Genomic DNA, 20,947 nt, shown 5'->3' on the forward strand with positions numbered 1-20,947 from the left:
GGTGCGAGGGGGCACCGCGGCCACGCCCCGCTCGGCTTTCGTCAATCGCGTTCGGCGGATGCTGTGCTGCCGTCCGGTTCTTCGAGTTCACCGAGGATCCGCCAGGCCAGATCGGCGAGGGTCTCGCCGGTGGCGGTCACCCAGCGGGCGGTGCCCTGGTTAGCCATGGGCCGCTGTTCCCATTCGGCGAGCTCCCACATGTGGCTGATGAGCCCGGACGGTGAGTACTGCTTGCCGTCGGCTCCCCAGAGGATCGGCTTGGTGCGGTGGTTGGTCCACCTCGCAAGGGCTCGCTTCTGGTTCTCGGCCAGCCACCGCTTCAGCGCCTCGGCCTCCAGCGGATACGCCGTGGCGAGGGTGAGCGGGGCTCCCTCTTCGAGTACGCCCCGGTCAATGAGGACGTGTACCGCGTTGGGCCGGCGGGGCTTGCGCTGCGTTGGGACACGACGGTACTTGTCCCGCGTGTCTGGGTCCTGCGTCGCCACGGTGCCGGTCAGCACCCGATCGGCTACCTCACGGCAGCGGATGACGTCCGCGCACACGGCTCGGATCTGCGAGCGTTCCGTGTAAAGCTCGTCGATCACGGCGGCAACCGCGGGCAGTAGCTCCTTGACCAGCTCGGGAACCCGCGCGGCGGCCTCGGCCGCCCACTCCAGCCCGGGGTCCGGCTCGTCGATGGCCTCGGTGTCGAGGCGGCGGAAGACGAGGTGGCTGAGCAGATAGGTGCCGTGTTCAACGAGGGCGGCGCCGCGTCCCTCATAGCGCGGGCGCAGGGCGTGGAGACTGCGGCGTACGGCCCGCAGGACCTGCACCGCGTTCCACAGCAGGTAGGCGCCGGGCTGGGGCCTGAACAGCACGTCGTAAATGCCTTGCGAGCCCCGCTCCCACAGCACGTCGAGGGTGGTCGCCATCCGGGCCGCGTACTGGCTGTCGGGGTGCGCACACGCGAGTGCGCAGGCAGCTTCGACAACCGAGCAGCCCGTGTCCTCGGGCGGGTCCAGCTCACTGCGCCGGACGCTGTACTCCAGCCCGAGTTCGGCCCGCATCTCCTCCAGGATGGCGGCCTGGACGGGGTCGAGGGCGATGAAGTCACGTGCCTCGACACGGTTCTGCCGGTTGGTGGCCTGGGTGGTCTGCTTGGCGAATCCCGCGGCCTTGCCCGTCACGATGATGCGTACGCCGACCTGCGCCGATGTGGCGGCTTCATCGGCCGCGACCGCCTCCGCCACGGACCGGACGGTCTGGGCGCCGTTGACGACGCTGGCGTTGTGCAGGGTGAGGGTGAGCGGACGGGTGTGGGGCGTCCGCATGGACTGCTGGGTCTTCTCCACCGACTCGCAGAGCACGGTGATGCCGTTGTTGAAGTACCAGAAGTGGGCGGGCTCCTCGGTCAGAGTATCGATCAACTCGTTGTTGATCGGCGTCCTGCCGAGCGGATTGCGGATGTTCAGTTGGAACAGGCTGGAGCCGTGTTCCACCCATTGGGCTACCTGTTCCGCCTCGACGACGCCCTGGTAGGACTCGTACGGAGAACTGATCGCGAACCAGGGGAAGAGGTCGGCGGTGAGCTCGACGGGCTGGTGCGCTAGGTCCTTGCGCACCGAGGCCCATACCTCGGACGCGAGGATTATCCGGTGGCCGAGGACGTCCCCGTGCCGGTTGAACTCCTTCTCACCGTCGATCAGTGCATGACGGAACCCCTCGGTCACCTCGTCCGCGCGCATCAGTGCGACGACCTGTGTGACCGGTACGGTGCCCTTCGCCATGACGGTCTTGGCGTACTCGGCCAGTTGCCGGCCACGCGGGTTGAACTCGGCGAAGTCCTCGTCGTCGATCAGACGCAGTCCGGCCAGCAGCTCCATGACCGCCGACCGGTCGCTCTTGGCCTTGCCGTCCTTGCTCCATTTCGCCTGGACGAGGTACACGTGCGGGTCCGCGCCGTCCACGACGGCAATCGCGTCGATGCCTTTGTCGGCCATGCCGTCGATGACCGTGAGCGCCGCGTCCTGCGGGCTGAACCCGGTGACGATCCGTACGGCCTGGGCGGTCAACGCACGGGAGAGCAGACGCGGCTCGCGCTCCTGGGGCGGTTTCCCGTCCAGGTCGCTGACGTCGAGCAGACCCGCGTCCACGTACACGGCCTTGAGGGCCTGCCCGACCTGGCGGACCTGAAGGGCCACGTCCCCGTTGCCACCCCCGGTGTTCTTCGTACTCATGCTCTACCCCTCGTCGTGGGCCGACCGCCGGCGACCACCCGCGACAACCCTAGACAAGATCGTCCCATAGCTGTTGGGATGGCCTGCGGCGTATTCTCAGGATTCCGGCCCATCGAGGTCGAGGCGGATCAGGGCCAGCGCCTCGGCGATCTCCGCGGTCATATCGTCACCGGGCCCGTAGACCACGCACAGGTCCTCGTGGAGCGGCGCGAGGATCTGACCGGCTTCCCCCGCCCGCCCCTGCGCGAGCAGCAGCATTCCGATGTCGCGGCGCAGCTCGACGGCCTCCTCGCTGACGTCGCTGTCGACGGACCGTACGACGCCCAGGACACCTTGCAGCGCGGCGAGCGCCTCGGTGACCTGCCCGAGTTCCGCGCGGCAGCGTGCTGCCTGGGCCCGGCATGCACGGGCTTGTTCGCTGGTGGGGCCGTTGATCCGGCCGCAGGCGTCGGCGAGCGCGTCGAACTCGGGCAGCGCGGCCCGGTAGTCGCCGCCGAGCAGTCGGATCGCGGCCCGCTGGGTGCGCAACTCCAGCACCTGCGGGCTTTCCGAGCCGAGCGCGCGGACGGCGGACTCGATGACCTCGCTCAGCACCTCGGCAGCCTGCGCGAAGCGCTCCTCCTCGATGAGGGCGTCGGAGTGCGCGTACGCCTCCTTGATCTCCGCGCGAAGCGTGGCCGGTACGGGGCCGAAAGCCGCGGGTGCGGGCGGCTGCCCGGGCGTTGCAGGGGGCCGCGGCCCGGCCTGGGCGCGGGCGCGCGGCGCGTACGGGTTGCGGAAGAGCCCCGTCGGGTCGGGTGCCCCGGCCGGGCCCGTCTCGCCGGGGGAGGCTTCCTGTCCGGGCGCCGGCAGGAAGGGCCGCAGTCGCTCGTACACCTCCTGGATGTCGGCGGGCCGCGCTTCGGGGGCCTTGCGCAGCAGATGCAGGACGAGCTCCTCCAGCGCGGTCGGTACGTCGGCCCGCAGCTCGCGCAGCGGGGTGGGGGCGGCATTGACGTGCTGGTACATGACCATGTATTCGCTCGGCGCGTTGAACAGCAGTCGGCCGCTGAGGAGTTCGTGCAGGACACAGCCAAGCGCGTACAAATCGGTCTGCGGGGTGATCCGGCCGCCGCGCACCTGCTCAGGGGACATGTACTGGTAGGTGCCGATGGGTGTGCCGGTCGCGGTCAGCTTGGTGACGTCGGTGCGCAGGATCGCCGCGATACCGAAGTCGAGGACCTTCACCGTCCCGTCGCGGGCGACGAGGATATTGCTCGGTTTCAGGTCGCGGTGGATGGCCGGCACCTCGTGGGCGTACGACAGGACGGTCGCGACCTGTGCGGCGATGGCGGCCGCCCAGGGCACGGGGAGGGCCCGGCCGGAATGCACGTAGGAGGACAGCGGCAGCCCATCGACCAGTTCCATGACGAGGAACAGTTTTTCGTGGGCATCATCGAGTACCGCGTCGAACACCTGCGGCACTCCGGCGTGCTGGATCCGCGCGGTGATCCGGGCCTCGCGGCGGAACCGCTTGGCGAACTCCTCGGCGAGCTGGGGCGAGGTGATGGACTGTTGCCGGATCAGCTTCACGGCGACGGGCCGGTCCAGCACGGCGTCATAGCCGCGCCACACATCACCCATGCCGCCGTGGCTGAGCTCTTCGAGGAGTTCGTAACGTCCGGCGATCACCTGCTGTGGCACCTTGCCCCCGTCGCATTCGTGCGCCGGCGTGCGTACACAGGGGTGTGGGCCGGCCCGACATGTCGGAAACAAGTCTCGCGGGTATGGCGATCTTCCGTCCAGCGAGGTTGGCCGAGTCCGTTGACTATGGCCGAGAAGGGACCTGGGCGCGAGGCGTGGGCGGCCTTCGTCGGTCGACGTCCAGCACAGGCGTAGGAGAGGGCGTAGGGCCCACCCGCACACCCAGTGGTGCACGAGCGGTCCCCACGGCATCGCGCATCAGCCCTCGTCCACGCCCTCCTCGCGGCGGATCATCCGCCACGCGGCGCGGCGGGCGCTGCGGTCCAGGTTCGACTTGAAGTTCCGGTCGGGGCCGAAGTACTGACGTCCGAGACCGGCCATGGTGTCGAGGTGGTCGGCGATGTTGTCGGCGAAGGCCTTGTCGAACACCTTGCCGAAGTTGTCCTCGTCGTTGACGACTGCCGCGGCCCGGACCTTCGGGTCGTCCACCGTTTTCTTGAAGGGCGGGGTGAGGTCCTCCTCGGTGAAGTCCGTGCCGAACTTGGCGTTGAACTTCTCGATCAGCTCCGAGAGCAGTGACTTCTCGGCCTCCTTGGCGCCGCCCGCACCCTCACCGAAGCCCGGCAGCACCGACGGCCCGTCGGCCGTCAGGGAGACGTCGTGCTCGCCGGTCTTCTGCACACGGAGGTGACTGAGGTCCACTTCTCCTATGTCCACCCCGCCGTCGGCACGGCCCTTCAGCCGGGTGAGGAGATAGCGGCCGTAGAGGTGCAGGCGCTCAAGGTCGGCGTCGCGGTAGGGAATGATCTGGGCAAGGAAGCCGTACTTGCGTACGTAGTCGTTGAGATCGGCACGGAAGTCCTCGGCCGTCTGGATGTCCTCGTCCTCTTCGCTGTCCCGTAGCGTCTCGTAGCGGGTAACCGCCGGGGAGAGGCGGCGGTACAGCTCGGCGTGAAGCTTCTCCCACTTGGCCTGGGAGCCGGCAGCCTTGTCCTTCGCTTCGAAGAACGCGGCGGCGAACTCGTCCATCTCCGCTTCTGAGATGATCGGCGCGGACATGACCCGGCCCTGCGCGGTGTAGAGCAGGTTGGGGTCCGAGGGGAGGGTCGTCGCCTGCTCGAAGTACGGGCGGAAGGCTTCCTTGATGTCCTCGGCCTCGTTGGCGAAGTCCAGGACGACGAGGTCGGTCTGCGTCTTGTGCTCGGCTGTGCGATTCAGCCGGGAGAGGGTCTGCACGGCCGAGATGCCGGTCAGCTTCTTGTTGACGTACATCGTCGTGAGCAGCGGCTGGTCGAAGCCGGTCTGGTACTTCTCGGCGACCACCAGGATCTTGTACTCCTGCTGGCCCTTCCCCCCGGCCTTCACGGCCTTGTCGTCGACGCGGACGTACGCGAACGCCTTCGGGAGCGCGCTCTCCGCCAGCCCGCCGTTCTCCTTCGGTTCGGTGGTCTCGTCGCCGTCGACGGTGAGCGAGCCGGAGAAGGCGACCAGGACGCCCAGGTCCGGGTACTTGGCGTCGTAGTCCAGGTCCTTGATGTAGCTCTTGATGGCCCGCGCCATCTCTACCGCGGACTGTCGGGAAGACGTCACGACCATCGACTTGGCACGCCCGCCGAGCCGGCCGCGGGTGTGCGTGACGAAGTGCTCGACGATCACCTGGGCGTGCTGGGAGACGGTGATCTCGTGCGTCAGGGCGTACCGGGCGAGCAGGCTGTTCGCCTTCGAGGGGTCGACCTCGCGCTCGTCCGGGTTCTGGTTCACCAGCTTCCAGTACGTGTTGTACGTGACGTAGTTGCGCAGCGGGTCGAGGATGAAGCCCTCTTCGACGGCCTGGCGCATGGAGTACGTATGGAAGGGGGCGTAGGTCACCTTGCCGTCGACGGTCTCGGGGGTGCCGAAGAGTTCGAGGGTCTTCGCCTTGGGGGTGGCGGTGAAGGCGAAGTAGGAGAGGTTCGCAGCCTGCGAGCGCTCCTCCGCCTTCTTCTTGAGCTGGTCGGTGACCGTGAAGGTGGTCGCCCCCGCGTCTTCCGAGTCGGAGTCCAGGCCGAGGTCACGGAGGGCCGCGCGCACGGCGGTGGCGGCGTCGCCGGACTGGGAGGAGTGGGCCTCGTCGACGACGATCGCGAAGGTGGTGCCCTTGATCTCGGTCGGATTGCGCTTGATGTAGTCGAGCAGCGCGGGGAACGAGTGCAGGGTGACTGTGACGATCTTGCCGGTGTCGCGGGAGAGGGCACGGGCGAGCTGTTCGCTCTTCGCACCGTTCTTCTCGTCGATCTTGACGACCAGGCCGTCCGTCTGGGAGAAGCTGCCGACGGTTTCACGGAGCTGGGCATCCAGGTTCCGGCGGTCCGTGATGACGATGATCTTGTCGAAGACGGGCTCGCCGGGCTTGATGAGACCGGCCGTCAGCGCCTCGGTGTTCAGGGTGCGTGGGTCGCTGTCTGCGTGCAGGTCGGAGAGGCGGTGAGCGAGCCAGCCGATGGTGTTGGACTTGCCGGAGCCGGCCGAGGCCATGACCAGGTAGTTCTGTCCGGCGCCGTGGGTCGCGGCATGCGCGGTCAGCTTCTTGACCACGTCCCACTGGTGGAAGCGCGGGAAGATCGTCGAGTTGGACGTCTTCGTCTTGTGCTGGTGGACGAAGCGCTGGAGGAGGTCGAGCCAGTTGTCGCGCGCCCAGACCTGCTCCCAGAGGTAGGAGGTGGCGTACGTGCCGAAGGCGGTGGGGACGGGGTTACCTGAGCCGCCGGGGCGGCCGGGGCCCTCGGATCCGGTGTTGAAGGGGAGGAAGCGGGTGTTCTTCCCCTTGAGCTGGGTGGCGACGAAGACGAGGTCCGGGTCGACGGCGAAGTTCGCGATCGAGCGGCGGGTGAAGATCAGCTCGGTCGGGTCGCGGTCGGTCCGGTACTGCTCCTTGGCGTGCTCGACGCCCTGGCCGGTGAGCGGGTTCTTCAGCTCGGCGGTGGCCACGGGGATGCCGTTGAGGAACAGGGTGAGGTCGAGGGCGTTGCCCCAGTCGGCCTGCTTGGTCGCGTAGCGGAGCTCGCGGACGACGGTGAGGCGGTTGGCACGGTAGCCGTCGAGGACGGAGTCATCGCCGACGAGGTTTGGCTTGAAGTAGGCAACGCGGAGGAGGACACCGCGGTCCTTGACCCCGTTCCGGAGAATGTGGAGCAGGCCGTCGTCGGCGATCGCCTTGTCAAGCCGGCGGGCGAAGCCACGCATGGCCTCGGCCTGGTCCCCGCCGTAGACGGAAACCAGTTCATACCACTCCTCGGGCTGCGACTTCCCGAGGAAGGTGAACAGCTCGTTGGTATCCAGGCCAAGGTCCGCCTGGTAGTCCTCGGGCTGCGCCTCACGCCAGCCGCGCTCGGTCATGGCGGCGACTATGGCCGAGCCGAAGGCGGACTCGTTGTGGATGGGGGTCATGCGGTGACTCCGTCCGTTACGTTGCGACCGCTGGCGGTGGTGACGTCGAACTGGCCGGTGACGGCGGCGGTGATGAGTGCCTGCCGGCGCTCGGCAAGCAAGGCAATCTGCCGAGCTGAGGTGGTTCGCAATCGCCCAGTAATATCGGTGCCGAGTCGAATCTGTTCCACCAGTGCGGATTGCTGATCTGGTGTTGCCAACGGAATCGGCAACGCCTTGATGTCCTCACCGCGGAGCTTGACCATAGACTGGGAAGACCCACGCGCAACTGATTCGATCAGCGACCGTACGCGACCGCTCAGGGCCACCTGGGCAACGAAATGTGCGTTCACCCCCGGCACAAGTCCGACGCGATAGATCAGGTCGGGAAGCAGAAGCCTCTGATGACTGCCGGCTACAACCGCGACGTCACCGACCAGACTTGGCGTGTTAGCGCGCGTCACCAGCAGGTCACCTGGCCTGACTTCATGGGCAGAGACAGGCTTTACATCCGGTGGTAGGCGCTTGTTCTCCATGGGTTCAAAGCGTCCGCCCTTGACCGCGCTCAGCTTCAGGACACCCCATTCGGAGTCATCCTGCCTTGGAACGGCTTCACACTGCGGACTAGCACCCTGTTCGATCCGTGTCGAGAAGCGGCGAAGCGGAGCCTCCCCTGCGGCGTCCGCCAATCCGTTGACTAGACCATCCCTCAGAGTCCGATCACGATCGTCAAGTCGAACTCCTAGGCTCTTCTGCAAGGCTACAAGCCGGTCGATGCGGGCGGTCTCGTCGTCGAGGAAGTCGGCGATGCGGCGCTGCTCCTCGACTGGCGGGAGATCGATCGAAAGCCGCTTGATGTCCTCGGGCGCCACTCGTTGATGACTGCGGGTAACCGACTGGACCTGAGAGTCCAGCGCCTGACGTGTCGCTTCCGACTGCAGCCAATAGGTGAGGAAGCGCGCCTCCAGCGACGAGACAGCGCGTAGCCCTACAAATTCTGTAGACGAAACCATGGGGCCGTCTGACGGAGGAACCATCAGGACTCGACTCTTGCGTGGGTTCAACTTGCTGATGAGCACTTCGCCGCCTCGAAGTCTGAGCTTCGCGGACTTGATTGAGTCTGCTTCCTCGACCTGTCCTGCCCCTGTCGCATCAAAGGCTGGGATGCTGTAGTGAAGGACTTGGTCGCCAAGGTCGGCGGGCTCAACAATCTCTCGACTCTCGGTAACAATTGACCAGAGCGGGCAAGTAGCCCAGCGAAGGTTGTTCATTCGGTTACCTCGCCCAGCAGCGCCTGGATCTCCGCCTCCAGAGCCTTCAGGTCTGCATCGATCTCCGCCAGGGGGCGCGGCGGCTCGTACACGTAGAAGTGCCGGGTGACCGGGATCTCATAGCCGATCTTTGTCTTCGTGTGGTCGATCCACGCGTCCGGGACGTGCGGGTGGACCTCGCGTTTCAGGTATTCGTCGACGTTCCCACCCAGCGGGACATTCTCGTAGTCGCGGAGCTCTGCGTCGGGTTCCGGCTCTCCCTTGATCGACTGGACCTCGCCCTCAGGATCGCGGACGCCGATCGCGTCGCGGAGTGCCTTCGTGAACGGGGCGCCCGTCGGCCAGAGGAGACCGGCGGCGATGACCGCGTCCTTCAGGGCAACCTGGGCGTCGGACTTCTTGGTCCACGACGAGCCCAGCAGGGTCCGGATCGCGGCCACGAAGGGCTCGACCTCGGCGAGCTGCTGGACCGGCTTCGCGTTGGCCAGGGCCGTCAGGGTCTCCTTCGTGACCTCGAAGCGGAGCTTCAGCGGGCGTTCGACCGTGATGCGCTGGTAGCCGAAGGCCTCGTTATCGAAAACCTTGACCTTGGCGTGGAGGGCGTGGTCGGGGTCCTTCGCGACCTGGATTGCTTCCGCGTACAGGCGTGTCACGTCTGCGATGTGCTGCTTGCCCAGTTCCTTGCGCTTGTCGCCAAGCGACTTGCGCATCTTCTGCCACTGGTCACGGGCGTCTAGCAGGACGACCTTGCCCTTGTGGTCGGGGGACTTCCGGTTGGTGAGGATCCAGAAGTATGTGGAGATACCAGTGTTGTAGAAGAGCTGGTCCGGCAAGGCGACGATCGCCTCCAGCCAGTCGTTCTCCAGGATCCAGCGGCGGATCTCCGACTCGCCCGAACCGGCCGCGCCCGTAAAGAGCGGCGAGCCGTTGAAGACGATGGCGATGCGGGAGCCGCCGCCCCCGTTGACATCCACCGGCTTCATCATCGAGATCATGTGCTGGAGGAAGAGGAGCGAACCGTCGTTGATACGCGGCAGGCCCGCGGCGAAGCGGCCGGCCTCGCCGAGGTGCTTGTGCTCGTACTCGACCTCGTCCTTAACCTTCTTCCACTCCACCCCGAACGGCGGGTTGGCTAGGAGGTAGTCGAACTTCTCGCGTCCCTGGCCGGGGTCGCTCAGGGAGTTTCCGGACGCGATGTGCTCCGGATCCTGGCCCTTGATCATTAGGTCAGACCGACAGATGGCCCAGGACTCCGGGTTGAGCTCCTGTCCGTAGACCTCCACCGTGGCGCCCTCGTTGTACTTCCTGATGCGCTCCTCAGCTGCGGACAGCATTCCACCAGTGCCACAGGCAGGGTCCATGACCGTGCGTACCACACCCGGAATACTGAGCGCGTCCCCGTCAGGTGCGGTGAGCAGGCTCACCATCAGCTTGATGACCTCGCGCGGGGTGAAGTGCTCACCCGCCGTTTCGTTCGACTGCTCCGCGAAGCGGCGGATCAGCTCCTCGAAGATGTAGCCCATGTTGTGATTGGGCACGCGCGAGGGGTGCAGGTCCAGTTCGGTGAACTTGCCGATGACCTGGTAGAGCAGGTTCGCAGCGTCCAGCTTCTTGATCTGCTGGGAGAACTCGTATTTTTCGAGCACCTCTCGGGCATTGTCCGAGAAGGCACTCACGTAGATCTGGAGGTTCTTCGCCGCGGTGCGCGGGTCGGCGGCGATCTTCTTCAGCGTCAGATCGCTCTTGTTGTAGAAGGAATGTCCCGAGGCGCGACGCAGGAAGTAGTCCGCGTCGATGTCCTGGTCCTTGTACTCAGCGACGGTCTCGGCGACCTTGTCGCGCGTCGTCTCCAGCACGCATTCCAGGCGGCGCAGGACCGTGAGCGGCAGGATCACCTTGCCGTAGTCGGACTGCTTGTAGTCGCCACGCAGGAGGTCGGCGACAGACCAGGCGTGGTTCGCCAGTTCCGTGTGCTTACTGCTGTTCAAGGGCCCCGGTTTCCTTACAGGTTCAGAGTGGTCGAGGTACGTTGATCGAGAAGATGGATCAAGCATCGGCAGGAGGCGGCGAAAGCGCTCCCACCGTAAGGCCGTTGGACAGTGCGGCGGTGGCCAAAGCGGCCAGCTCAGCCGTGCGGAGGGCGCTCACCCGTAGGTCGTGTACGTGGCGGAAGGCCCTGCCGTAGCGCCGCTGTTCCTCCAGCGGGAGCAGCGGGATGCGTAGCCGCCCTGGGTTTACCTGCACGATCGACGTGCCGGTCGACGCCGCCGCAATGTTGTCCTCCGCCCCCAGGAAACCGGCCAGGAACCACGGGTCCAGGCGGGCCGGGTCCGGGCGAAGCACGTGGAGGTGGGGGCCCAGCAGGGCTCCGGCATCGTCGTCCGTGGCAACTCGGGCCATGGTGGGCTGCGTGGCTCCAGCCTGTGCGGCGCCGCGCAGGACGACATCTCCCGCCGCGACGGCCACAGGCTGCGTCGGGTCCGTACGGATGCGGTCGAGGGTGCCGGACGGGGGGCCGCCGGTGGCGATGTCCGCGCCGGTCAGGACGGGTGGAACGGCCCCGTCCGGCTCGGGTTGGTGCTGTGCGGCACCCCGCGGCGGAGCGGGGAGAACGCCCCTCAGCAAGGTCAGTGCCCCGCCGCGGGCCAAGTCGGAGACCGTCGCCGTACGCCAAGTGCCGGCCGGGGATTCGGCCGGGGGCCAGTCCCCGAACCGGGCGGCGGCCGCGAGGGTGGTTACCTGCTCGGACAGGGCTTCTCGCAGCTCCGCCACCTGACCGGCCAGGACCTCCGGTGCGATGTCCGCCGACGAGGCCCGGACGTGCCGGGCCGGGGTCAGGTCGACCAGATCGTCGAGGAGGTCGACAACCGGGACGGCCCGGGCCGCGCCCGGCGCGTCGGCGAAGGCGTCCGGATCCGTGGAGTACGCCGCCCAGGGAGCCAGGACACGGGCCGTCAGGTCGGTCCAGTCGACCTGCTGCTGGCGGGGGCGGGAGCCGCCGCGCGTACCGCCCCGCGTGCTGTTCGTGTCTGGGTGTTCGCCGTCACCGTCGCCGTTGACGAAGAGGACGGACGTGCGTTCCGTACCGCCCGGCTCCGGGCGCTGGAAGACCCAGACCTGAAGGCCGATGTGCAAGGGAAAGGCCGCGCGCGCCGGCAGGGACACGATCGCCCGCACCGCACCGCTGCGGACGAGCTCCGCACGGATGCGGCGGCCGGAGGGGCGGAAGGCGAGGGCGGGGGGCAGCAGCATGACCGCGTGACCGCCGGGGCGGAGGTGCGCCAGTGCGTGCTGGACCCAGGCGAGCTCGGACTCGAATCGGGTGGGGACTCCGTACGCCCATCTCGGGTCATAGGCCAGCTCCTCGTGGCCCCATTCGCGGTCGGCGAACGGCGGGTTGGTCAGGACCGCGTCCACGGCCAAGCCGGGGAAGGCGTCCGCACGCAGGCTGTCGCCCGCCCGGATCGCCACCGCGTCCTCGGCGAGGGTGCCGGCCAGGAGGAGTCGTACCGCCGTGCGCTGCGCCTGGACCGGCAGGACGTCCTGGCCATGCAGCTCCCGTGCACCCCTCCCGGCGGCTGCCACAAGGAAGGTGCCGCTGCCGCAGGCCGGGTCGAACACGCTCGCGACATCGTCGGGGAGCAGGCCGGCCATCAGTCCGGCCAGCCCGCACGGAGTCGGGTACGTACCGGTGGCGGTCCCCTCGTCCAGCTCCCGTTCGGCGAGCACGTCCAGCGCGGTCTGCGGGCCGGCCTCACGGACGCAGGCCAGGAGGGCGCGGACAGCCGCGGCGTCCTGGAGTCCGTACTGGACGGGGTCGGCCTCGGGTACGGCGGCCGGAAGGTCGGCGGCTGCCACGTCGGCGCGGGCGATAAGCCCCTCGTCGGGGGTGGCAGCGAGCTGCTCCAATCCCTCGGCGCCTAGCCGCGAGGCCGCCAGTACGAGCGGGAGCAAGCGGGCGGCGATTCCCGAGCGCGGGCCCTGCAGACGGAGCGCGGTCCGCAGCTCCTCGTCCGGCGAGGCCGCTGAGGTGTGACCGCGCTTGCCCAGCCAGTCCCGTACGGCCTGGAGGTCGTAGAGCGGGCTGGCCTCCGTGCCGCCGGCCGGTCCGGGGAAGTCCTCGTGGCGGCGGCGCCAGTTGCTGACCGTGGCTCGCGTGACCCCGGCGATCCGGGAGATCTCGGCAGCTGTCACCTGCGCCGGAGGGTCAGGCGGGCCAACTGGGTGTGGGGGCATGGCAGGAGTCCTGAGCCTCTTGGATGGGAGCAGCTAACACCTTACAACGCCCGTCAAACACGTCAAGTCGATTGACGATGCTTTCACTGTCTGAATATGTTCTCATTGCTTGCCGCTGGAAGCTTCGCCGCGCCCACTCACCACCATGGAGCTCCGTTGCGCCTCTCCCTTCCGACCGCCGTCGTCGAGGGCGCCCAGCTCACCGTGATGCCGTTCCACGAGGACGCGGTCGTCGGGACCATCTCCCTCCCCGCCTTCCTGCAGATCGTTCCGTCGCCGCGCCGCGGGGAGGACCAGAAGTCCCTCAAGGCCGCCTCCGGCAAGATCCGCCAGCACATCGCCGCGGGGCTGGGCGGGACCTGGGGCGACGCCTGGTCGACCCCGCCGATCACCTTCTGGCACGCCGACGCGCTCGCCACGGTCAGCGACGAGCTCGTACCGGACACCGGGCTGCGCACCACCACCATCGCCCCGGGGGCGACCGTCGTCGCCGTCGACGGCGAGACCCAGCTGACCGCCTGGCACGACCTGTACGACGACCCCGAGAGCTACGGGCTCACCTACCCACAGCTCATGCCGCTGCGCATCCCCTTCGAGATGTACATCGGGCTCTCCCCCGCCGACGCCCGGCAGATCTTCCACGACCGCAACGTCCTCGGCGTCGACGTGGCCAAGAACCTCTCCATGTCCATGGACCAGCGCGACCTGGCCACCCGCCTCACCGAGACCGTCAAGGTCGAGATCGACGGCCGGATCGAGCCGTTCAGCAAACTCGTCGATGCGAACAAGCGCCAGGTGGGCAAGACGGCGGCGGAGGGCGTCACCCTCTCGGCGCTGCGCGCGCTCGCCGTCGCCGCGCTCTACGGCCGCCCCGGCCTGGGCCGCTCCTCGGACACCGTGTAGGAGGGCGACCTGCCCACCGGTAGCGACGTCGAGCTCGTCGAGCGGACTCTCATCCCGCTGCTGACCGGCCTGATCAGCGAGCACCTCCCCCACTTCACCGCCTGCAGCGCGATCACTGCACCCGCCATCATCTCGGGCATCGGCATCGCCGCACACCACACCACGCTGTGGGCGGATGCCGCACATGCGATGGTCTCGGACGAACTGCGCTGGCTGCTCGCCGGTATCCGCTGGGAGCGCGAGCCCGCGTACTGGGACGGTGTGGCAGCCAAGACCGGCACCACTGGCCGACTCAACTTCAACGGTGGTGTCAAGGACTCCGGCGGCCGAGTCGCCGATGCGATTCTCTACCCGGCCACAGAGGCCGGTCGGAGGATCCGGGGGATGGAGGCGTCATCCGTACAGGCGTAGTCCGCAGTCCGTACCGTCACCTCACCGACCTGCACCCAACTCATCCCCGTCCGCCGGAGGAACCGAGATGACCACCCCGCCCGAGCAGCCCGCGCCCAACGAGCCGACCGACCCCGGCGGCTGGGCCTCCATACCGCCCGCCACCCCTGACGAACGGCCCTCTCACGGCAGGACCTGGCTCGCGCACGGCGCGACCGCCTTCGCCGCACTGATCGTCGGGGTGACCATCGGAGCGAGCGGCGGCTCGGGCGGCAGCGCGCGGGCCGACGGGAAGGGGGAAGCGTCAGCGGAGCCACAGCCGACCGTGACGGTAACTGTCACTGCGAGCGTCACGGCCACGCCAGCGGCTCAGCCCGCTCCGACCATGACCATGACCGAGACGGTCACCGCCACGCCCGAGCCCACCAAGGAGGCGGGACCCGCCACCCGCTTCGCCGGGAATGGCGAGTACCTCGTCGGCGAGGACATCAAGCCAGGCACGTACAAGACGGACGGGCCCGCCGGGTCCTTCGGCTGCTACTGGGAACGGGCGAAAGACTCCAGCGGCGAATTCGACTCCATCATCGCCAACAACAACCTCGCCGGACCGGGCCGGGTGACTCTCCGAAAGGGCGAGGTCTTCAAGACCACACGTTGCCAGGAATGGCAGTCGGCCAGCTGATCTCCCCGGCCCCACCACCCTGGTCATGAGCCTGGCGGTGCGCCGTAGAGCGGGAGACCCGAGGTGGGCAGGTCTCCGCCGATGCCCGCCGGCGCGGGCACTGACGTCCCATCAGTGGCTGAGGGCGTCTGCTACTTGGAGTCCCCGGCCGTGCTCGTCGTCCGCTTCGGGGCGCCCGAGCGCAGGCCGGCCGGACCCCGCGTCGCTGACCTCCAGGTGCAGCAGCCGTTCCGACGAAGAGTGTGCGATGCGGATGCCGACCTGGCGGTCACTGGGCACCGGTACGCGCAGGGGGTGACCAATTCGGAGAGGTCGAGTTCGGCGGTGTGGAGGAGGTCGTCCCTCGCGGTTGGCCTCGGTGAGCCCCGGAATGCCCAGGATCTCGGACAGGGCCCGCGGGTCGGGCAGGTCGTAGTCTCCAGTGGCGGGACTGTCGCGTCAGGGGCGCTCTCGTCCCCCGGCGGGACGAATCACATGTCCTCGTGCGCGGCCAGACGGGCCACGGACTGTGTCGTACCCGATCGGTCTCACAGGAGGTAGAGCGTGGGCAGGTGCTCACCGTCATACTCCTCGGCGGACGGGCCCGCACTCAGGGTGCCATCCCCCGCAGGAACCAGAAACCCGACGGCTAGAGCGAATTCACGTGTCCACTCGTCCGCGCCCTCCAGGTCGGCCGCGGCCTGCTCCAGGAGCCGGAGTAGCGGGGTGGCGCGCAGCAGAGCGGCCTGTTCCTCAGGGGTGGCGGGCAACGGAGCCGGGGGCAGTGGCGCGAAGCTGTCGCCGTACATCTCCAGGTGCTGTACGGCCATGGCCTCGGCGAGCGTGAGGAGAGGCGCGGGATCACCGCCGCCGGGCGCCAGGTGCGCGTACGGTCCGAGTAGCAGGGCGTTGAGTCCGGCCACCGTCCAACGATCGGTGAGGATGCCCGCCTGCTCGCCGTACCCGCCCTCCGGCCCGCCCTCCGGCACGCCCTCCGGCACGCCGGCCAGGGCATCGCGGATCAGCTGGCTCTCACCGGGCTAAGGCCGTACCCGCTCAGCCATAGCCACGGCCTCAAGCCGCCCGAGGGGCAGCGGCGTCCACGCCTTCGGCTCCCCAGACTCACATGTCCTGCTGACAGTCGCGGGTCGGGGACCGTGGCAGCCTGCCATGCGCAAAGGAGGTTCGTGGTGATCCTCTTGCGCTTGAGCACGTTCGGGCACCAGGCGGTTCGCGAGCTCCACCGGAGCCGCGGGCTTGCGCTGCTGCCAGGAATACCGGGGCCCGTCCTCGGCCTCGCCACCGACGGGACCGTGCCGCTGCCGGGCAAGGGCGTTCACCGGCCAGGCTAGCGCCGTCCGGCCACCTGCAGGGGAGAACCAGGCGCGCTTGCTCCGGCGTTCACTGCCAGGCCCTTCCGGTGGTCCGTACGAAGGATGTGGGGGTGGGTCTGTGGGTTTTGGGGGGTGGGGGGCGGGGGTGTGCGTGCGTAGGTTGGGAGCGAGGCCACTTTGTGTCGTTGACCTGGTGCTCTGTGGCGTGCTCTGACGGTGAGGATGGGGCGGCGCAGATGCGTGACTTGGTGGAGACGGCGCGGCAGTGGGCGGCCGAGGGGCGGGTCGGGTTCCTGGCGCGGCCCGTGACCGAGCAGGGGTTCGGGCCCCGGGATCCGGCCGGAGCCGTGCTCGTGGACGTGAAGGGCGAGTGTGTCGGGGCCCTGTACCGGGGGGTGTTCGACGCCGAGCTGGTGGCGGAGGCCGCCTCCATGGGGCCCGGGGAGACCGCGCGGGTGTGCGAGGTCTCGGTCGGCGGCGGCGAGGCCGTCGAGGCGAAGCTGACATGTGGCGGGCAGGCCGAGGTGCTGTTGCAGCCGCTGGCCGCGATTCCCGGTGAGTGGTGGGAGCTGCTCGGGCAGGGGGTCGGCGTCGCGCTCGTGACCCAGTTGAACGAGCGGGCGGATCAGGCCGTCAGCGTCGTCGTACGGGGGGCCGACCAGCCGTCCGGTGACGCCGAGCGGCGGGCCGGGGAGCTGCTGAGGACGCGGCGGCCGGGCCGGGACGCGCTGTACGCGGGGTCCGGGCTGGTGCTCGTGGAGGCGTACCCGTCGGCTCCGTACGTGGTGATCGGCGGGGCCGGGGAGCTGGCCGAGGTCATCGAGGCGCAGGCGCGGCTGCTCGGGTGGGAGGTGAGCGTCGTCGTCTCCGTGGGTGAGGCCGAGAAGCTGCTCGACGTGCGGCGGGACGCCGCCTGTCTGGCGATGCTGAGCCACGATCCGGACTTCGACGTGCCGACGCTGCGGACCGCGCTCGCGCTCGGGATCCCGTACGTCGGTGCGCTCGGCTCCCGCAAGACCACCGCGCGGCGCCGCGAGGGGCTGCTCGCGGCCGGGGTGAGCGAGGAGCGGCTGCGGACGGTGCACGGGCCGATCGGGCTGGACCTGGGCGGGCAGACCCCGGCGGAGACGGCGCTGGCCATCTGCGCGGAGATCCTGGCGGTGCTCGGGGGCCGGGAGGTCCGTGGGGTGCGGGACGCGGAGGGGCCGCTCAAGGGCTGAGCCGGGCGGCGGGCCGTACCGGGCCGTCGGGTGGAAAAGTCACCGATGCGGGAAAATGGGTTGTATGGACACGACTCTGACGTTCCTCGCGGTGGACAGGACACTGACCAACATCGCGTGGTTCCTGGTCGTCGGGCTCATCGTGGTCGGCTTCCTGCTCGGCGGCTTCTTGCTGGGCAAGCGGGTCCGGGCACAGGAACCCGCACCCCCCACTCCCGAGAGCCAGCCGCACCTGCCCGACGGCGGTGCGGTGTACGAGGTGCGCGAGGAGCGGGACTACGTGGATTTCCCCGAGAGCGGACTGCGCCCGCACGAGATGCAGGGGTACGGGAACTTCGGCTCCACCACCTCGCTCCACCCGGAAGAGGTCAGGGCCCGGCGGGAAGCTGAGCACCAGCACGTCGAAGGGCCGGGCCCCCACCCGCAGCCCGGTTCTCCGCCCAACTCGGGGCGGGGTGCGCACGACTGATCCGCCGGCCCACTGACCCACTTGGCTCAGTGATCCGCAGCCGACCCTCTGACCTGCCTGTGACCCGGGGCGGACCCCGCCCCGGGTCACAGGTCTGTGCGCAGCCGCAGGACCTCCGGTGGCGGGTGGCGGGTCGAGGTGTGCCGGACCTCGGCCGTCAGCGGCGGGTCCAGGGGGTGGAAGGGGACCTCGCCTAGGCCGATGGCCGTGACGGTGGCGCCCCGGGAGGTGCGCGGGGCTCCCCCGGCTCCCCCGGCCGTCTCCGGGTCGCGGGCGGCCACCACCGCCGCCACCTCCGCGCGGAGCGGCGCCGTCAGGGGGCTCGAGACCAGCGGGGTCTCGTCTCCGACCGGGAGGACCAGGACGAGGGCGAGCGGGCGGCGGGCGGTGCCCGTGTAGCCGACCACCGCCGCGTCGCGGACGTTGGTGTGCCGGAGCTTTTGCCAGCCGCGCCGGCCGGCGGGGTAGGGCTGGTCCATCCGTTTGACGACCAGGCCCTCGATGCCGCTGGCGGGCAGGGTCTCGTACCAGGTCTCCGCCAGCTCCGGGTCCGTGGTCATGGGCACCGGCTGGAGCGGCGGGCCCAGGGGCAGGAGGAGGTCGACGAGGAGGGTGCGCCGGCGTTCGTAAGGGCGGGCGCGCAGGTCGAGGCCGGCGAGTTCGAGGACGTCGAAGGCCGCGTAGGAGGCCGGGAGGGTCTGTGCCAGTACGGCGGCGCGGGCGGCCGAGGCGGCGGCCGCGCGGCGCTGTACGAGCGCGAAGTCGGTGCGGCCCGCGTGCCAGACCACCACCTCCCCGTCGAGGACGGTCCCGGCGGGCAGGTGGTGGGCGGCCGCCGCGAGGTCGGGGAAGGCCGCGGTGACGATGCGGCCGGAGCGGGCCTGGAGGAACACCCCGTCAACGGTGCGGACGATCACGAGGCGGTGGCCGTCGAACTTGGGCTCGTACGCGAGACCGGGCGCGCGCGGCAGGGTCCGTACGGCCACGGCGAGCGCGACGGTGATCACGGGAGCCGTCCGGCCAGGGCGGGGTCGAGGAGGGGGGCGAAGAGGTCTCCGTCGCGGGCCAGCCGCGGGGCGATGTCGTCGGCGAGGAAGACCAGGTCGGAGGGGGTCCGGCAGGCCTCGACCTCGGCCCAGGAGAGGGGCGCCGAGACGGTGGGCAGGGTGCGGGCGCGCAGGGTGTAGGGGGCCGCCGTGGTCTTGGCGGCGGCGTTCTGGCTGTGGTCGACGAAGACCTTCCCGGGGCGCAGCGCCTTGGTCATCCGGTGCACGACGAGGTCGGGGAGCTCGCGCTCGGCCTCCTGGGCGAGGGCCTTCGCGTACGCCGACACGTGCTCGGAGGGGGTCGGTTCGAGCGGCACCGCCAGGTGGAGGCCCTTGGAGCCGGAGGTTTTGGCGCAGGCGTGGAGGCCGTCGGCGGAGAGGCGGTCGCGGAGCCACAGGGCGGCGGCCGAGCATTCGACGACGGTGGCCGGGGAACCGGGGTCGAGGTCGAGGATCAGGCGGTCGGCGAGGGCGGGGGCGCCGGCCGGCCACTGGGGGGTGTGGAACTCGACGACGAGGTTGGCGGCCCACATGAGGCTGGGCAGGTCGGCGATGACCACCTGTTCGGCCCTGAGGTCCTCCGAGCGGGGCACCGGGGTGGTCTTCACCCAGGCGGGGGTACCGGGCGGCGGGTTCTTCGTGAAGAAGAGCTGTCCGTCCGGGCCGTCGGGATAGCGCAGGAAGGACACCGGGCGGTCGTGGATGTGGGCGAGCAGGTGGCCCGCGACCGTGGCGTAGTAGTGGAGGACCTCGCCCTTGGTGAAGCCGGTCTCCGGGTAGAGGACCTTGTCGAGGTTGCTGAGCGAAATGCGACGGCCCTCCACCAGGGTGATCGGCGTCATACGATGAGACTGCCACGAATCAGGAGGAACCGTGCGATCCATATGGAACGGGGCGATCTCCTTCGGCTTGGTCAGCATTCCGATCAAGCTCGTGAACGCCACCGAGAGCCACTCGATCTCCTTCCGCCAGATCCATGTCGGTGACGGCGGGCGCGTCCGCTACCGCAAGGTCTGCGAGCTGGACGGGGAGGAGGTGCCGACCGCCGAGATCGGCAAGGGGTACGAGGAGGCGGACGGGTCCATCATTCCGATCACGGATGAGGATCTGGCGCAGCTGCCGATCGCCACCGCTAAGACGATCGAGATCGTTTCGTTTGTTCCTGCTGATCAGATCGATCCGTTGCAGATGGACACGGCCTATTACCTCGCGGCGAGCGGGGCTACGGCCGCCAAGCCGTACACGCTGCTGCGGGAGGCGCTGAAGCGGAGCCGCAAGGTCGCCATCGCGAAGTACGCGCTGCGGGGGCGGGAGCGGCTGGGCATGCTGCGGGTCGTCGACGACGTGATCGCGATGCACGGGCTGCTGTGGCCGGACGAGATCCGGGTTCCGGAGGGGGTGGCGCCCGAGGGTGCGGTGTCGGTGCGGGAGGCCGAGCTGGACCTGGCGGATGCGCTGATGGCGACGTTGGGGGAGGTGGAGATGGACTCGCTGCGCGACGACTACCGGGAGGCGGTCGAGGCGATGATCGCGGCGAAGGCGGACGGGGGTGAACCGGCGGTGGCGGCGGGGCCGCCGGTGGAGGGGGCGGGTGGGCAGGTCATCGACCTGATGGCGGCCTTGGAGAACAGCGTGCGGGTGGCTAAGGCGTCGCGGGCGGGGTCGCCTGTGGAGGGGGCGGCGGAGGCGGAGGCGGAGGCGGGGACGGGGACGGGGGCGGAGGTTACGCCGATTCGGCGGAAGAAGGCGGCGGGGGCGGCCGCGCCGAAGGCGGTGGGCGGGAAGAAGTCGACTGCGTCGGCGGCCGGTGGTGGAGCGGGTGGTGGGGCTGCTGCCGGTGCTGCGAAGAAGTCGACTGCTGCTGCCGCTGCTACGAAGAAGAAGGCTGCTGCGGCGGCTGCGGCTGTGAAGAAGACGGCCTCGGCCAAGGCCGCGGAGGCGAAGCCTGCGCGGGGTGCGGCGAAGAAGGCGGTGACGCCGCGCAAGCGGAGCTCCGCTTGAGGGGTGCTGGGCCCTGGGATCCGGGTGCTGGGCCCGGGGATCTGGGCCCGGGGATCTGGGCCCGGGGATCTGGGCCCGGGGATCTGGGCCCGGGGATCTGGGCCCGGGGATC

Annotated in this window: 15 protein-coding genes; 6 read left to right on the forward strand and 9 right to left on the reverse strand. The window is 69.2% G+C overall.

What is annotated here, in order from left to right; genetic code table 11:
* Nucleotides 1–41: 41 nt before the first annotated feature.
* From OG898_RS04920 to OG898_RS04945, 6 genes are all read right to left on the reverse strand, one after another.
* Nucleotides 42–2,216: an AIPR family protein gene (locus OG898_RS04920; RefSeq protein ID WP_266955180.1), complete on the reverse strand. Its 2,175-nt coding sequence runs from the start codon at nucleotides 2,214–2,216 to the stop codon at nucleotides 42–44.
* A 96-nt stretch (nucleotides 2,217–2,312) separates the two neighbouring features.
* Entirely contained in the window at nucleotides 2,313–3,899 is a 1,587-nt protein-coding gene (locus OG898_RS04925) for a serine/threonine-protein kinase (protein ID WP_266955182.1), read from the reverse strand.
* A 258-nt stretch (nucleotides 3,900–4,157) separates the two neighbouring features.
* A complete protein-coding gene (locus OG898_RS04930) occupies nucleotides 4,158–7,325 on the reverse strand; it encodes a type I restriction endonuclease subunit R (RefSeq protein ID WP_266955184.1) in 3,168 nt (1,055 codons plus the stop codon).
* Nucleotides 7,322–8,575, reverse strand: a complete 1,254-nt coding sequence (locus tag OG898_RS04935; protein WP_266955186.1) for a restriction endonuclease subunit S — start codon at nucleotides 8,573–8,575, stop codon at nucleotides 7,322–7,324. The genes OG898_RS04930 and OG898_RS04935 overlap by 4 nt, the downstream gene beginning before the upstream one ends.
* Nucleotides 8,572–10,563 (reverse strand): class I SAM-dependent DNA methyltransferase, encoded by a 1,992-nt coding sequence (locus OG898_RS04940; RefSeq protein WP_266955188.1) that lies wholly within the window; start codon nucleotides 10,561–10,563, stop codon nucleotides 8,572–8,574. Before OG898_RS04940 ends, OG898_RS04935 begins: the two co-directional genes overlap by 4 nt.
* Before the next feature lie 58 nt (nucleotides 10,564–10,621).
* On the reverse strand, nucleotides 10,622–12,769 hold the full coding sequence (locus OG898_RS04945) for an N-6 DNA methylase (RefSeq protein WP_266955190.1): 2,148 nt from the start codon (nucleotides 12,767–12,769) through the stop codon (nucleotides 10,622–10,624).
* 198 nt (nucleotides 12,770–12,967) lie between these two features.
* Between OG898_RS04945 and OG898_RS04950 the strand changes: the two genes are divergently transcribed.
* The 3 genes from OG898_RS04950 (at nucleotide 12,968) to OG898_RS04960 (ending at nucleotide 14,786) form a co-directional block, all read left to right on the forward strand.
* Nucleotides 12,968–13,714: a DNA sulfur modification protein DndB gene (locus tag OG898_RS04950; protein ID WP_266955192.1), complete on the forward strand. Its 747-nt coding sequence runs from the start codon at nucleotides 12,968–12,970 to the stop codon at nucleotides 13,712–13,714.
* Nucleotides 13,715–13,903: 189 nt separating this feature from the next.
* Entirely contained in the window at nucleotides 13,904–14,125 is a 222-nt protein-coding gene (locus OG898_RS04955) for a hypothetical protein (protein ID WP_266955194.1), read from the forward strand.
* 67 nt (nucleotides 14,126–14,192) lie between these two features.
* Nucleotides 14,193–14,786 (forward strand): hypothetical protein, encoded by a 594-nt coding sequence (locus OG898_RS04960; RefSeq protein WP_266955196.1) that lies wholly within the window; start codon nucleotides 14,193–14,195, stop codon nucleotides 14,784–14,786.
* Between the two features lie 527 nt (nucleotides 14,787–15,313).
* On the opposite strand, the gene OG898_RS04965 is transcribed toward OG898_RS04960, so the two are convergent.
* Nucleotides 15,314–15,766, reverse strand: coding sequence for a hypothetical protein (locus OG898_RS04965; RefSeq protein ID WP_266955198.1), 453 nt, complete (start codon nucleotides 15,764–15,766; stop codon nucleotides 15,314–15,316).
* Nucleotides 15,767–16,335: 569 nt separating this feature from the next.
* Here OG898_RS04965 and OG898_RS04970 point away from each other — a divergent pair.
* On the forward strand, nucleotides 16,336–17,319 hold the full coding sequence (locus OG898_RS04970) for an XdhC family protein (RefSeq protein WP_250750441.1): 984 nt from the start codon (nucleotides 16,336–16,338) through the stop codon (nucleotides 17,317–17,319).
* Between the two features lie 64 nt (nucleotides 17,320–17,383).
* Nucleotides 17,384–17,788 carry a DUF6479 family protein gene (locus tag OG898_RS04975; protein WP_250750440.1) on the forward strand — a complete coding sequence of 135 codons (405 nt, stop codon included), beginning with the start codon at nucleotides 17,384–17,386 and terminating at the stop codon, nucleotides 17,786–17,788.
* A gap of 86 nt (nucleotides 17,789–17,874) precedes the next feature.
* Here OG898_RS04975 and OG898_RS04980 read toward each other — a convergent pair whose 3' ends face one another.
* Nucleotides 17,875–18,792, reverse strand: a complete 918-nt coding sequence (locus OG898_RS04980) for an ATP-dependent DNA ligase (protein WP_250750447.1) — start codon at nucleotides 18,790–18,792, stop codon at nucleotides 17,875–17,877.
* Nucleotides 18,792–19,676: a non-homologous end-joining DNA ligase gene (gene ligD / locus OG898_RS04985; RefSeq protein ID WP_266955201.1), complete on the reverse strand. Its 885-nt coding sequence runs from the start codon at nucleotides 19,674–19,676 to the stop codon at nucleotides 18,792–18,794. The genes OG898_RS04980 and ligD overlap by 1 nt, the downstream gene beginning before the upstream one ends.
* A 31-nt stretch (nucleotides 19,677–19,707) precedes the next feature.
* Here ligD and OG898_RS04990 point away from each other — a divergent pair, with 31 nt between their 5' ends.
* Nucleotides 19,708–20,835, forward strand: coding sequence for a Ku protein (locus OG898_RS04990; RefSeq protein ID WP_266955203.1), 1,128 nt, complete (start codon nucleotides 19,708–19,710; stop codon nucleotides 20,833–20,835).
* Nucleotides 20,836–20,947: the final 112 nt, after the last annotated feature.

Source organism: Streptomyces sp. NBC_00193 (assembly GCF_026342735.1).
Classification (GTDB): domain Bacteria; phylum Actinomycetota; class Actinomycetes; order Streptomycetales; family Streptomycetaceae; genus Streptomyces; species Streptomyces stoeckheimensis.